Raw genomic sequence first — 13,177 nt, forward strand, 5'->3', positions numbered from 1 at the left:
CTCGTGCTCAAAGAGTGTGAAATCTCATTTAGGTATAACAAGACTCAAGGACAGAGTAGCGCTCGTTGACTATATGGTCATCGCAGCATAGAGAAAGGGAACGGAGCTCCCCCAATCCATGTTGCTGGCTCGTCTGTACATTGAGTTGGCCTATCTACACAAAATAGACAGGCAATCACAGAGTCAAAACACAAAAGGAATTATTCATGTCTAATCCTCTTCTGACGTTTACGGACTTACCTCCGTTTTCTCAAATTAAACCAGAACACATCAAGCCAGCCGTTGAACAAGCGATTGCTGACTGCCGAGCGAAAATCGATGAAGTTCTAAAAGATAATGCTCACCCAACTTGGGACAGTGTGATTGCGCCAATTGAAGAAGCGGATGACCGCTTAAGCCGCATTTGGTCGCCAGTGGGTCACATGAACTCCGTGGTGAACAGCGAAGATCTGCGTGAAGCGTACGAAAGTTGTTTGCCAATTTTGTCGGAATACGGCACTTGGGTTGGTCAGCACAAAGGCCTGTACGAAGCGTACAAAGCGATTAAAGCCAGTGATGCATTCGCAACGCTGACTCGCGCTCAACAAAAAACCATCACCGATGCGTTACGAGACTTTGAGCTATCGGGTATTGGTTTACCATCCGATGAGCAGCACCGTTACGGCGAAATCAGCAAGCGCATGTCTGAGCTCAGCTCTAAATTCTCTAACAATGTACTGGATGCCACCATGGGTTGGACCAAGCACATCACGGATGAGAAAGACCTTGCTGGCATGCCAGAATCGGCGCTGGCAGCAGCGAAAGCCGCGGCAGAAGCAAAAGAGTTAGATGGTTACCTCATTACGCTGGATATCCCATCTTACCTACCTGTCATGACGTACTGCGACAACCAAGAGTTGCGTAAAGAAGTGTACGAAGCGTATGTGACGCGCGCCTCTGATCGCGGTCCAAATGCTGGTAAGTGGGACAACTCAGAAATCATTACTGAGCAACTGAGACTGCGTCACGAAATTTCACGCATGTTGGGTTTCAATACTTACAGCGAGAAATCGCTAGCAACGAAAATGGCCGAAACGCCAGATCAAGTGCTGGGCTTCTTGAATGACCTAGCGACACGTGCGAAACCGCAAGGTGAACGTGAAGTGGAAGAGTTGCGTCAGTTTGCGAAAAGTGAGTTTGGCGTTGAAGAATTGAATGTGTGGGATATCGCTTACTACAGCGAGAAACAAAAGCAGCACCTGTTCCAAATCTCGGATGAAGAACTGCGCCCGTACTTCCCAGAGTCAAAGGTTGTCAGTGGTCTGTTTGAAGTGCTAAACCGCGTGTTTGGCATGACAGTTACTGAGCGCGAAGGCGTGGACACTTGGCACGAATCTGTGCGTTTCTTCGATATCTTTGACGCTGAAGGCGCACTGCGTGGCAGTTTCTACTTAGATCTCTACGCACGTGAGCACAAACGTGGCGGCGCGTGGATGGACGATTGTCGTGGTCGCCGTATTACGCTCTCTGGTGAACTGCAAACGCCGGTGGCGTACCTAACGTGTAACTTCAACCGTCCAGTGGGCGACAAGCCAGCACTGTTCACGCACGATGAAGTTGTGACGCTATTCCATGAGTTTGGTCATGGAATCCACCACATGCTGACGCAAGTAGAAACTGGCGCGGTATCAGGCATTAATGGCGTACCTTGGGATGCGGTTGAATTGCCAAGTCAGTTCCTGGAAAACTGGTGTTGGGAAGAAGACGCACTGGCGTTCATTTCTGGTCACTATGAGACAGGCGAGCCGTTGCCAAAAGCGATGCTAGATAAGATGCTCGCGGCGAAAAACTTCCAGTCGGCGATGGGTATTTTGCGTCAGCTAGAATTCGGTTTGTTCGACTTTACTCTGCACACCGAATACGACCCAGAAGTGGGTGCACGCGTTTTAGAAACGCTGGCGAAAGTGAAAGAGAAAGTTGCGGTGGTTCCAGCAGTTGAGTGGGCGCGCTTCTCGCACAGCTTCGGTCACATCTTCGCTGGTGGTTACAGCGCGGGTTACTACAGCTATCTGTGGGCGGAAGTGCTGTCGTCAGACGCGTATTCTCGCTTTGAAGAAGAAGGTATCTTCAACAAAGAAACGGGTCAAAGCTTCCTGAACAACATCTTAGAAATGGGTGGCAGTGAAGAGCCAATGGAGCTGTTTAAGCGCTTCCGTGGTCGTGAACCACAAATTGATGCGCTATTGCGCCATTCTGGTATTGCAGCGTAAGCGCACGCTGTCTTTCCAAAAATACTAAGGCCAACCATTCGGTTGGCCTTTTTTGTCCATTTTTTATAAAAAATTCACGGATTCACACTGCGGTTAATTGGGTTCTGCAGCGATATCAATGTTTCCGTAGACTGAACCTCATCAATGGCTTGCAGCTTATCAATCAGCACAAATTGCAGTTCTTCAATCGATTTGCACATCAATTTGACGAATATGTTATACGCGCCCGTGGTGTAGTAAGCTTCAACGACTTCGTCGAGCGCGTTGAGTTTTTCTAGCGCGGAATGGTAATCGCGAGCTGCGTTTAGGTTAATACCAATGAAGCAGCACACATCGTAGCCGAGCTTTTTGGTATTTACGATCACCTCCGTTCCTTCGATGATGTCAGCCGATTTCATCTTCTCAATACGCACATGGATAGTGGCAGGGCTGACATCGAACTGCTTTGCCATTTCTGCGTAGGGCGTTCTGGCGTCAGCCATCAGTGTTTTTAATATTGCGCGGTCAAGGTCGTCGAGTTTCGGCAGGCTCGCATTCATACTATTATTTCCGTTAGGGATAGAGTTTTACCTCCCTTTTATACTCATAGCGGATAGGATTCACAAGGTTTGGCAGGAGTAACTGCGGGTTAACTCCGAGCTATGGAGATAATGTGCAGCGTTTTCTGGTTATTGTCGCGCTATGTTGGAGCGCGTTTGCCGCGGCCTCAGATCCGAAAGTTTTGGTCGTGCACTCCTATCATCAAGGTTTTTTCTGGACGGATTCCATACAGCGAGGTATCGAGCAGCAATTGGGTGATCGATCGCTGGATATGCGCGTGCTCTATTTAGACTCGAAACGTAACCAGAGTGAGCAGTTTTTCGCTCAGCTTGAATCCTTATATCGTACGAAATTAAGCACAGAACGATTCGATGCCATTTTAGTGAGCGACAACAACGCGCTTGAACTGATGCAGCGTTTGGCGCCAATCATCAAAGACACCCCGGTTATATTTAACGGCATCAACAATTATCATCCTTCTTTGCACCAATCTCTGAACGCCACAGGAGTAACAGAAGATGTCGATTTGGAGGCAAATTTAGCCCTCATAGAGCGCCTACACCCTGATTACACCCAAATTCTTATTGTCAGTGACCATTCCGTAACGGGAGAGGTATTACGCTATCAAATCGACGATTTTGTACATGAACATCCGCAATATCGCGACAAAATCGTGCAAGTTATTCCCGATAGTATCATTGACTTAAAGCAACAAGTAGCGAAGCTGAATAAAGATAAAGTCGTCCTGTTTTGGACCTATTACCGAGATAAACAGGGTGTGGTTGGCAGTGAACGTGACTGGATTGGCGTTAACAGAGCCTCAAATGCGCCGCTGTTTATGGTGCACGATATTGGCTTAGGGCACGGTGCGGTTGGTGGCGTGATCCAAAGTGGTTATCGGCATGGCATTGAGAGCGCTGAGATACTTGAGTTTGTGTTGGATAACCCTGACCAATCTCTGCCAGCCGTGAAGAAAAGTGATTCTGAAATCAAGCTCGATTATCAAGCTGTAGTGCGCTGGGGGTTGGGTGCTGAGCAAGAGGTCTCTGCGGTATTTTTTAATAAACCGATGAAGTTTTCTGAGCGTTTTGCCAAAGAAATTCGCTTGTTTGGTAGCCTGTTTGTTGTGATGTCGGTGGTCATTTTGTTGATGGGTTACTATTTACAGCGGATGCGTCGCAGCGAGAGTGCCGCGCGAGAAAGCCAAGCCATCTTAGAATCGATTTTTGATCAGAGCATGCAGTATATGGGCATTTTGGATGCCAACGGTGTACTTAAATCGGGCAACGATCACCTGCAATCTTTGCTGTATCACCAAGGGCTGCGTTTAGACCGACCACTTTGGTTTCATCCCAATTGGAGTGATAAAGCGCAAGCGTTGCTTGAGGCGTACTTCCACGCGCCTCACCATCAAGTGTCGACGTTTGAGGCTGAAATTTGGAGTAAAGAGCACGGTACATTGGTGTTGGAAATTTCACTCAAGCCTTTTTCTCAGCAAGTAGGAAATCAAAAGCAATACTTGTTTGAAGCGCGCGATATCACTAGTCGTAAGTTGATGGAAGATAAGCTCTATCAACGCGAATCAACCCTGCGTAACTATTATGAGCAACAGCCCGTCATGATGGTGACACTCGACAGCAATAACCGCATTCAAGAAGTGAATCGATTTGCTCAGCTACTCCTTGGCTACAAACCGATGGACATGCTCGGACACCGCCTAAGGGAGTTTTATTTTGATGACAAGGTACTGTTTCCTCGCCAAGTGCTATTGCAACCCAATCAACAGGTGCATGGGGTCTGGCGACGTGAAGTCGAGTATCGCCATGCAAACGGTCATCGTGTTTGGGTACGCGAGAACATTCGTCCACTGAGTGAATCTGATCAGCTATTGATTGTGGGTGAAGATATTACAGAAACCAAACAGCTTTCCGAGAAATTGGAATATCAAGCGCGCTATGACTTACTGACAGGGACTTATAACCGAAACCACTTTGAACTAGAGCTCAAGACCGCACTGCGTGAGGTGGACAGCCATCGTCGCGTCCATGCCATGCTGTACCTCGACTTAGATCAGCTAAAAGTCCTCAATGATACGGTTGGGCATGATGCGGGTGACGCGGCGATTCAATTTTGCGCCAGCATGTTAGAGGAAGTGTTGCCATACAATTCCATCTTGGCTCGAATGGGAGGCGATGAGTTTGCGGTACTACTCAAAGATTGCGACGAATACGGCGCGATTAATATCGCTAAACTGATCATCTCGACGTTGAGTGAACATCTCTTTATTTGGGAAGATACACGCTTGTTCATCAGTTGTTCTATTGGTATTCGTATCATCGATCATACGGCAGAGACGCCGCAAATGGTGCACGCTCAAGCAGACTCGGCGTGTCATGCCGCCAAGGAGCAAGGCCGTAACCGCTACAATCTGTTCAGCTTAGATAACGAAGAGCTACAACGTCGCCAGATGGAAATGCAGAGCGTCAATTTGGTGCATGAGGCATTGTCGAATCAGCGTTTAGAGCTATTTGCTCAACCGATCAAAAGCTTACAAAAGCACGATGCTCAGATGTATTTTGAGATTTTAGTGCGCATTCGCAATGGATATGGTGATTATGTTTCTCCTGCATTATTTATTCCTGCCTCCGAGCGCTACAACATTGCGCATTGGATTGATAAACAGGTCATTACTCAAACGCTAGAATGGTTTGAGCAACGCCCGGAGGTGGTTGAAAAACTCGGCCGTTGTTCGATAAACCTTTCAGGTCAATCTATGGGGAATCAAGAATTTATCGATTTCTTATTGGAACGACTGGAACGTTCGTCCATGCCGTGTGAAAAAATCTGTCTAGAAATCACCGAGACAGCAGCGATGAGTAATCTTGAGCAAGCCATTGAGCTCTTCACCAAGCTCAAAGCGTTGGGGTGCATGATTGCATTGGATGATTTCGGCTCGGGCTTGTCTTCATTTGGTTACTTAAAGAAACTTCCCGTTGATATCGTGAAAATTGATGGTCTTTTCGTGCGAGATATCAACGTAAATGAAATGGACCGTGTGATGGTTCGCTCGATCAATGATCTGGCAAAACAGCTAGGCAAAGTGACGGTGGCGGAGTTTGTCGAAAACGAACAAGTCATGCAGCATTTGATCGATCTTGGTGTGGATTATGGTCAAGGCTACGGTATTGGGCATCCTCAACCGCTTTCTGAGTTAGTTGAGCGACTGACGGCTGAGTAGTCCTGTCATATCAAGCTCAACCTAGCATTGAGAGGTAACTTAGGTATACACTCAGCGCCAGTTACCGCGATTTTTTATTGGAGCCTCCTTTTGCAACTGCAATTGATCTGTGAAGACCCGTCTCAACAACCTCATCTGGATGAACTGGCTGCACGCTGGCAGCTTTCTCACACTGACGAGAGCGATTTTGCTTTGGTGCTGACCACCGAGCGTTTAGAGCTGCGTAAAGTGGATGAGCCAAAGTTGGGCGCTATTTTTGTCGATTTAATTGGTGGCGCAGTGGGACATCGCCGAAAATTTGGTGGTGGTAAGGGCCAAGCCATCGCAAAAGCCGCAGGTTTGAACAAAGGGGCAACGCCAACCGTTCTAGACGGCACGGCGGGGCTGGGACGTGACGCGTTCGTTTTGGCTTCGCTCGGCTGTAAGGTACAGATGGTGGAGCGACACCCGATAGTCGCAGCGTTGCTGGATGACGGCTTAGCTCGTGCGAAACAAGACCCTGAAATTGGAACTTGGGTATCAGAGCGTATGTCGCTGATCCATGCCTCCAGTCATGATGCATTGGAACAGCTGGCACAAGATGAAGACTTTGTTCAGCCAGATGTGGTGTATCTCGACCCTATGTATCCGCACCCAGAAAACAAGAAGAAATCGGCGCTCGTAAAAAAAGAGATGCGCGTTTTCCAATCGTTGGTTGGCGCCGATTTGGACGCCGATGGTTTGCTAGATCCTGCCATGGCGTTAGCCACAAAACGCGTGGTGGTGAAGCGCCCAGACTATGCAAACTGGTTGAACGAGCAAAAGCCGACCATGGCGATTGAAACCAAAAAAAATCGCTTTGATGTCTATGTTAAAGCCTCAATGGCATAACTTCCTGACCGCTCAACTTTTCTTGTCACAGTACGGTGTATCGTGCTGTGATCAAGCCTCTCTTTCTGAATCGTTACTGATAGTTTTCTCTTGCTAATTCTCCTCCCTGACTGTATATCTAACTAAGAATTATTATTATTTCACTTGTTGTGATGCGGTCGATAATTGGGAAGCTGGAGTAGTAGAATGGCTAAACGCTTATGTAAAATGAGTCGTAAACAGATCGCGGCGGAGCTTGGCGACATCCATCGTTTAGTTGTCGCACCAAAGTTTGTTTGTCGCTCTTGCGCACGTTCTTCAGCGGCCAAAGATACCCTGTGTAAGCCAGCCGCTATTCCGCCGCAAAAATGCCAAGACAAGCCATTGAACGAGCAACAATCATGTGGCTTATTGGCTGAAGCGCTGCCAGTACAACCGATTCCTATGACAACAAAACAAAGCAACGAAAAAGCAGCGATTGTGAAGCGTGTTGTTGAGCGCGTGAAAGAGAAAAAGCAAGCCGAAAAATCCCTGGAGCCAGTAAGAACCGACGCACCAGTATGGTTTGATTTAGCGGATAAAAAATCGCTTAAGAAAGCGAAAAAAGCACTGAAAAAGCATTATAAGCAGCAGAAGAAGTTGTTAAAAGTAGCGAAAAAACAACAAAAGTTACTTAAGCGTCAGCGCAAGCTTGAAGCGCGCAATGCCAAGCTAGAGGTGTTGCTATCAACGCCACCTAATGCGTTGATGAGCACAAGCTCGCAAGTCAAAGTGCATTAATCTAATCCAAAAAAACGCTCTCCAGTTGGAGAGCGTTTTTTATTGTCGGTATGTGTGTTGGGAGCGGTCGCTTTACTTCTTGGCGTAGCTCATTTCGACGCGCTTTTTCACCCAGGTTTCGTTAATCCATAGCGATAGCATGATGATCGCACCGCCAATGGCGAGTCGCATGACATCAGCATCGCGGTTCCAAATCACAATGTTCACAATCAAACCTGCTGGCACTAACGCGTTGTTCATTACTGCAAGTGCTCCTGCGTTTACCATGGTTGCGCCTTTGTTCCACGCGAAGTAACCAAAACCGGAAGCAATTAAACCAAGGTACGTCAGAATGCCCCATTGCGTTGCGGTGGTGGGTAGTTTGTCGAGGTTGCCCATCAGAGCGAAAGCCACGGTTGCTACACAAAGCGCACCTAAGTAGAAGTAACCAAACACGGTGTGTTGTGGCAAATCAACCGGCTCACTTTCCATGATGTATTTGTAGCCTACCTGACCAATGGCAAAACAGAGGTTTGCTCCTTGTACGACCAAAAAGCCCAGCAGGAAGTCTTCATTAATGCCTGCAAACTTAATCCAGGCTGCGCCAAATACAGCAATCGCCGCGGTAACCAAATACCAAGGTGAAAAGCGACCTTTCAAGAAGTCATAGATCAGCGTGACGTAAATGGGTGTGAATACGGTGAACAGCAATACTTCTGGCACGGAAAGGAGCAAAAAAGATTGGTAGTAGAAGCAGTACATCAGACCAAGCTGAAAGCCACCGACCGTCATCAGTTTCGCGATTAAGGATTTGCTAACGCCGCGGAATTTTAAAAAGGGAATGAAAACCAGACTCGCCAGTGCCACGCGCATGAACACCGAGAACCAAGAATCAACCTGACCAGCGAGGTAAACGCCGATCAGGCTAAATGAGAATGCCCAAAGTAGGGTAACTGCGGATAGATAAGCCATGGATGAGAATCTTTATCAACAACAAATGTGCCCGCAGTCTAACCAAGTTTTAACGTCGCGCCAATCAGTCTTTTAGCGGTACGACCAGCATATCGACTGGAGAGCAGTTAATCAGTTGTCGAGTCGAAGACAGAATCTTGCTCCAGAAATCTTGGTGATGACCACAAACCACCAAATCGATACTGTAGTCTTGAATGGTATCGCACAGCTCATTACTCAAATCGCCACTACCGACCAACGTATGGGCTATTGGGTATTGCGCATATTCTGCGAAATTCGCCAATTGTGTGCGCGACGCTTCCATTGCTTGATGTTGCGCTTCTGCCATATTGATGTCGATAAGCCCGGTGTAGAGCTCTGCGTAGTTCACGTCGATGTGAATAAAAGAGACTTTCGCATCCAGAGGTTTAGCCAGTGATACGGCTTTTTTAATCAACACTTTACTGTCGTCTGACAGGTCGACTGCCACAAGTATGTGTTTGTAACTCATATTGCTATCTCCTTGTAAGGTCATAGTTTTAGATTAGCACTAACCCCCAAAAAAATTTGCTGAAGTGATCTCATATCAGTGTCGTAGGTACAAAGTCTTGTCTCAGTAATCATGTTATAGTGGCGTTATACCCAAGTGACTTTGAGATGCGGAGTTCAGCGCTCCGTTACTGACTATAGTTCAAGTAAAACCTTGCCTCTGATGTAGAGCAAGTCAATCTCGCGGCGTCGTTTATCTCGAGGTTACTTGGGTATATTGCATGCACATTAATAGGAGTTAACATGCTGTCTCAAACTATGGTCGAACAATTGAATGAGCAAATTAACCTAGAATTTTTCTCATCCAATCTATACTTACAAATGAGTGCTTGGTGTGAAGACAAAGGTTTTGAAGGTGCGGCTGAATTTTTACGCGCTCACGCCGTAGAAGAAATGGAGCACATGCAACGCCTATTCACCTACGTAAGTGAAACTGGCTCAATGCCAATTTTGGGCGCTATTGATGCACCAAAGCATGATTTTGCTAGCTTAGGTGATGTTTTCCGCGAGACCTTCGAACATGAGCAAATGATCACGGAAAAAATCAATAAATTGGCACATGTTGCATTTACTAGCCAAGACTACTCAACGTTTAACTTCCTACAGTGGTACGTGTCTGAACAGCACGAAGAAGAGAAGTTGTTTAAAGGGATTTTAGATAAGATCGAATTAGTAGGTGAAGATGGTAAAGCATTGTTCTTCATCGACAAAGATCTAGCACAAATGGCGAAAGAAGGTTCATCTTCAATCATGGATGCTCCAGCTGCGTAAACGCGTTTTTTGACGCTATAAGTAGCGGGTAAAGACGAAGCATTGATCGTCTTTTTCTCTTGAGCATTGTTGAAGATGTAGGGAGGAAAAGATGATCAGTGGAGACACAATCTTATTTGCGCTAATGGTGGTAACTGGAGTCAACATGATCCGGTATCTCACCGCTCTTCGTTCTCTAATTTACATCATGCGTGAAGCGCATCCGTTGTTATATCAGCAAGTTGATGGCAATGGCTTTTTTACCACCCATGGAAATGTCACCAAACAGGTGCGTTTGTTCCACTACATCAAAAGTAAAGAATATCACCATCACCACGATGAGATTTTTACTGGTAAGTGCGAAAGGGTGCGTGAGCTATTTGTTTTATCGACCGCTTTGCTCGGTGTTACCCTACTCGCGGCCTTCATTCTTTAACGAATCAATAATCTAGCGAGTTAATCTCCTAAGATTGTACGGGCATGCATAGCGCTTACCGTTTAAGCGCTTTTCCCCTTCGAGATTTGTCGGTAGAATGTCGCGCCTAGAAAGCAAGGATGTGCAATGTGCACATCCTTTTTTATTTCGATTCGATCCCAATCAGTCTAAGAGCTACCGATGAGTAAGAAATTTGATGTTGTTGTAATTGGCGCAGGCGCAGCGGGTTTGATGTGTGCTGCAGAAGCCGGCAAGCGAGGCCGCCGTGTTTTGGTGCTCGATCATGCTAAAAAGCCAGGACGTAAAATCCTTATCTCAGGCGGTGGCCGTTGTAACTTCACTAATTACGACGTCTCAGCCAGCAACTACCTATGCCAAAACCCGCATTTCGTTAAGTCGGCGCTTTCCCAATACACTAACTGGGATTTTATCTCGATGGTGTGTAAGCATGGTATTGAATTTGAAGAGCGCGATCACGGTCAGCTGTTTTGTGTCGATGCGTTTACGGCTAAAGACATCGTGAAGATGCTGTTGGCTGAATGTGATATGCCGAATATCGAGCAGCGGTACCAATGCGATGTTCACTCAATTGAGAAAATCGATGAAGGCTTTCGTTTTCATGCTGGCACTGAGATTGTCGAGTGTGAGTCTTTAGTTATCGCAACCGGTGGCTTGTCGATGCCAAAACTGGGGGCGACACCATTTGGTTATAAAGTCGCGGAACAATTTGGTCTTCGAGTTATCCCAACTACGGCAGGGCTTGTACCATTTACGTTGCATAAAGAAGACAAAGAAGATTTTGCTGAGTTATCTGGTATCGCGGTACCTGCGGAAATTACAGCTGAAGATGGCACCATGTTCAAAGAAGCCCTGTTGTTCACACATCGTGGTTTATCTGGCCCAGCCGTTTTACAGATTTCATCATTCTGGCGAGCGGGGCAAAAGGTGTCGATTAATCTGGTGCCAAACGATGATGTTGCCGAGTTATTAGAACGCAGCCGTGAAAAGCATCCGAATCAGTCGCTCAAAAATACGCTCGCTAAAGTGCTACCAAAGCGCTTGGTTGAAGTCTTGATTGAACGTAAAGAGCTGGTCGATAAACCGCTAAAGCAGTTCAATCAAAAGGAGCTTGCGGCGATTGTGGATCGTTTAGAGCATTGGGATATCGCCCCGAATGGCACTGAAGGCTACCGAACCGCGGAAGTGACACTAGGCGGTGTGGATACCGATCACTTATCTTCGAAAACCATGGAATGCAAAGACATCAAAGGGCTGTACTTCATTGGCGAAGTCATGGACGTGACTGGCTGGTTAGGGGGCTACAATTTTCAGTGGTGCTGGTCGAGCGGCTTTGTCGCGGGTCAGTGGGTGTAATCAAACGCTACACATCCGCATAAAAGATAAGATAAAAAAAGAGCACTGAATCGTATTCCGTGCTCTTTTTTGTATTCCCACAGCGAGTTACTCGTCTTGATACTTTTCGAGTTTGTTGTAGAGCGTTTTAACGCTAATGCCTAACTCCTGCGCTGATTCCGTTTTATTGCCTTGATTCTCTTCAAGGGTATTGAGAATAGCGGCTTTTTCTAGCTCTTCTAGCGAAACGCCCGCTGGAACAAGGTCTTCGATGCTGGTGCCTGTTTCCAATGGTGGCGTATCGAAGATCAGGTGTTCATCTCGGATGGTGTCATCAGCCAAAATAAATGCACGCTCGATCGTGTGTTTGAGCTCACGGACATTACCTGGCCAATCGTGTGCAGCGATTTTTTGGATGGCAGAATCAAGAATGGTTTTGGTTTTAGCCTCATTTGCGTTGCGGTGCGCGATAAAGTGTTTAGCCAGACCGACGATGTCACCGCCTCGATCTCGCAGTGGCGGTATCGTTAATGGGAAGTGCGATAAACGGAAAAACAGATCTTCACGCAGGAACTGCTCTTCAATGGCGACTTTAGGATCACGGTTGGTGGCGGCAATGATGCGAGTGTTGGCGATATGCACCGTATTACTGCCCACTGGGCGATATTCTCCGGTTTCCAACACACGCAATAGCTTCACTTGATGCTCGATAGGCATCTCGGTGATTTCATCTAAAAACAGCGTGCCGCCCTCTGCCTGCTTAAATACACCTTGGTGAGTTTTATTTGCTCCGGTAAAAGCGCCTTTCTCATGGCCAAACAGTTCGCTATCAACCAATTCAGGGCTAATGGCACCACAGTTAATCGCGATAAAGGGTTGTTGCTTGCGATCGCTAGCTAAATGAATGGTCTGTGCGACTAACTCTTTACCCGAACCGCTTTCACCGACAATGAGGACGTTGGCTTCTGTTTTTGCGACGCGTCGGATCATGCGATAGAGCTGATGCATTGGCGATGAGGAACCCACCAAAAGGCCAAATTGGTCGAGATCGCTAGTGGACACTTTACGTCCTTGATCTTGTTTTTGCTGATAGTACTGGCTGACTTCGCTTAGGGTGTCCGTCAAAATGGCAATATCGACGGGTTTTCTGTAGTGAAAAATTGCACCTAAGTTCATTAGCTTATCCAAATTTTCGTTTGGAGCACCAGAGCTAATGATGATCAAGTCCATATCGTAGATGTCTTCGATATTAGAAAGGCGCTGGTAGTCTGCGCTAGTAAAGTGGGCGACTTCAACAATCGCAACTTCCGGTTTGAGTTGTAGGAAATCTTCAATCCAACCATCTGCGGCATCGGTATTATGCAGACGAAATTTGTTCAGTTCCTGGCAAGAGGCGATAGCACCTTTAAGTGTCGGGTCTTGTATTCGTAGAAACAGGCTTGGCAACGACATAGAAATGTCCTCTTTACTATGACAGAAACAATGTACGTGGATTATTCTAAG

11 protein-coding genes are annotated in these 13,177 nt (G+C 46.8%); 7 read left to right on the forward strand and 4 right to left on the reverse strand.

The features are described from left to right. The first annotated feature begins 206 nt into the window (after positions 1-206). Positions 207-2,249 carry an oligopeptidase A gene (prlC, locus tag NL644_RS16240; protein WP_006741761.1) on the forward strand — a complete coding sequence of 681 codons (2,043 nt, stop codon included), beginning with the start codon at positions 207-209 and terminating at the stop codon, positions 2,247-2,249. A 74-nt stretch (positions 2,250-2,323) separates the two neighbouring features. On the opposite strand, the gene asnC is transcribed toward prlC, so the two are convergent. Further along, positions 2,324-2,788: a transcriptional regulator AsnC gene (gene asnC / locus NL644_RS16245; RefSeq protein ID WP_005394393.1), complete on the reverse strand. Its 465-nt coding sequence runs from the start codon at positions 2,786-2,788 to the stop codon at positions 2,324-2,326. 113 nt (positions 2,789-2,901) lie between these two features. On the opposite strand from asnC, the gene NL644_RS16250 reads away from it, so the two are divergent. The 3 genes from NL644_RS16250 (at position 2,902) to NL644_RS16260 (ending at position 7,656) form a co-directional block, all read left to right on the forward strand. Next, positions 2,902-6,027 carry an EAL domain-containing protein gene (locus NL644_RS16250; protein WP_253658633.1) on the forward strand — a complete coding sequence of 1,042 codons (3,126 nt, stop codon included), beginning with the start codon at positions 2,902-2,904 and terminating at the stop codon, positions 6,025-6,027. 90 nt (positions 6,028-6,117) lie between these two features. Further along, positions 6,118-6,897 (forward strand): class I SAM-dependent methyltransferase, encoded by a 780-nt coding sequence (locus tag NL644_RS16255; protein ID WP_253658634.1) that lies wholly within the window; start codon positions 6,118-6,120, stop codon positions 6,895-6,897. A 186-nt stretch (positions 6,898-7,083) separates the two neighbouring features. Further along, positions 7,084-7,656 carry a hypothetical protein gene (locus NL644_RS16260; RefSeq protein ID WP_199803647.1) on the forward strand — a complete coding sequence of 191 codons (573 nt, stop codon included), beginning with the start codon at positions 7,084-7,086 and terminating at the stop codon, positions 7,654-7,656. A gap of 72 nt (positions 7,657-7,728) precedes the next feature. On the opposite strand, the gene NL644_RS16265 is transcribed toward NL644_RS16260, so the two are convergent. Further along, a complete protein-coding gene (locus tag NL644_RS16265; RefSeq protein WP_253658635.1) occupies positions 7,729-8,607 on the reverse strand; it encodes a carboxylate/amino acid/amine transporter in 879 nt (292 codons plus the stop codon). A 64-nt stretch (positions 8,608-8,671) separates the two neighbouring features. Beyond that, the gene (uspA, locus tag NL644_RS16270; protein ID WP_005379165.1) at positions 8,672-9,097 is read right to left on the reverse strand and encodes a universal stress protein UspA; all 426 of its coding nucleotides are present in this window, start codon (positions 9,095-9,097) and stop codon (positions 8,672-8,674) included. A 281-nt stretch (positions 9,098-9,378) separates the two neighbouring features. On the opposite strand from uspA, the gene ftnA reads away from it, so the two are divergent. The 3 genes from ftnA to NL644_RS16285 all read left to right on the forward strand — a co-directional run bounded on the left by ftnA (position 9,379) and on the right by NL644_RS16285 (position 11,695). After that, a complete protein-coding gene (gene ftnA, locus NL644_RS16275) occupies positions 9,379-9,906 on the forward strand; it encodes a non-heme ferritin (protein ID WP_005379167.1) in 528 nt (175 codons plus the stop codon). A 91-nt stretch (positions 9,907-9,997) separates the two neighbouring features. Next, positions 9,998-10,321, forward strand: coding sequence for a universal stress protein UspB (gene uspB / locus NL644_RS16280; protein WP_005394407.1), 324 nt, complete (start codon positions 9,998-10,000; stop codon positions 10,319-10,321). Between the two features lie 180 nt (positions 10,322-10,501). Then, positions 10,502-11,695: an NAD(P)/FAD-dependent oxidoreductase gene (locus tag NL644_RS16285; RefSeq protein WP_114323023.1), complete on the forward strand. Its 1,194-nt coding sequence runs from the start codon at positions 10,502-10,504 to the stop codon at positions 11,693-11,695. Between the two features lie 87 nt (positions 11,696-11,782). Here the strand turns inward: NL644_RS16285 and NL644_RS16290 are convergent, their stop codons facing one another. Beyond that, positions 11,783-13,126, reverse strand: a complete 1,344-nt coding sequence (locus tag NL644_RS16290) for a sigma-54-dependent Fis family transcriptional regulator (protein WP_253658636.1) — start codon at positions 13,124-13,126, stop codon at positions 11,783-11,785. Positions 13,127-13,177 lie beyond the last annotated feature (51 nt).

The organism is Vibrio sp. Y10_XG_PY6, assembly GCF_024181795.1.
Lineage (GTDB): Bacteria > Pseudomonadota > Gammaproteobacteria > Enterobacterales > Vibrionaceae > Vibrio > Vibrio diabolicus.

Excerpts from the sequence above, each read along its gene's own strand:
- prlC (WP_006741761.1), top strand. The coding sequence starts at position 207 with ATGTCTAATCCTCTTCTGACGTTTACGGACTTACCTCCGTTTTCTCAA.
- asnC (WP_005394393.1), bottom strand. The coding sequence starts at position 2,788 with ATGAATGCGAGCCTGCCGAAACTCGACGACCTTGACCGCGCAATATTA.
- NL644_RS16260 (WP_199803647.1), top strand. The coding sequence starts at position 7,084 with ATGGCTAAACGCTTATGTAAAATGAGTCGTAAACAGATCGCGGCGGAG.
- NL644_RS16265 (WP_253658635.1), bottom strand. The coding sequence starts at position 8,607 with ATGGCTTATCTATCCGCAGTTACCCTACTTTGGGCATTCTCATTTAGC.
- uspA (WP_005379165.1), bottom strand. The coding sequence starts at position 9,097 with ATGAGTTACAAACACATACTTGTGGCAGTCGACCTGTCAGACGACAGT.
- ftnA (WP_005379167.1), top strand. The coding sequence starts at position 9,379 with ATGCTGTCTCAAACTATGGTCGAACAATTGAATGAGCAAATTAACCTA.
- uspB (WP_005394407.1), top strand. The coding sequence starts at position 9,998 with ATGATCAGTGGAGACACAATCTTATTTGCGCTAATGGTGGTAACTGGA.
- NL644_RS16285 (WP_114323023.1), top strand. The coding sequence starts at position 10,502 with ATGAGTAAGAAATTTGATGTTGTTGTAATTGGCGCAGGCGCAGCGGGT.
- NL644_RS16290 (WP_253658636.1), bottom strand. The coding sequence starts at position 13,126 with ATGTCGTTGCCAAGCCTGTTTCTACGAATACAAGACCCGACACTTAAA.